Origin of the sequence: Gordonia aichiensis, from assembly GCF_039946255.1 — a bacterium.
Classification (GTDB): Bacteria; Actinomycetota; Actinomycetes; order Mycobacteriales; family Mycobacteriaceae; genus Gordonia; species Gordonia aichiensis_A.
Genome location: NZ_JBCDWL010000075.1, coordinates 1 through 255 on the forward strand (window position 1 = coordinate 1; position 255 = coordinate 255).

The 255-nt window shown below is 50.6% G+C and carries 1 protein-coding gene; it reads left to right on the forward strand.

The genetic code is table 11. From position 1 onward, the window contains the following. The coding region (locus tag AAFO60_RS20950) for a hypothetical protein (RefSeq protein WP_347958155.1) at positions 1-212 on the forward strand (212 nt) is incomplete at its 5' end. Between the last annotated feature and the right edge of the window lie 43 nt (positions 213-255).

Below are 255 nucleotides of genomic sequence, written 5' to 3' on the forward strand. Positions count from 1 at the left end.
TTTTGCGGGTCCGGCTACTGGTGCTCGGAACTGAAGATCAACGGATTTCCAACGGAAACCAACGGTTTGCAGAACTTCGGGTGACGGTGTTAGGCTGGGAAGGTCGCCTCGGAGACGGGGTGGTGAACGAAAATTTCAGATGTCTGCTGGAGTTCGGCCTGGTTGTTGCTGGGTTGGTGCTGGTGGGTGTGTGTTCTTTGAGAACTCGATAGTGTGTTTTGGATTTTCTTGTGCCACATTATTTTTGTTTTGTGG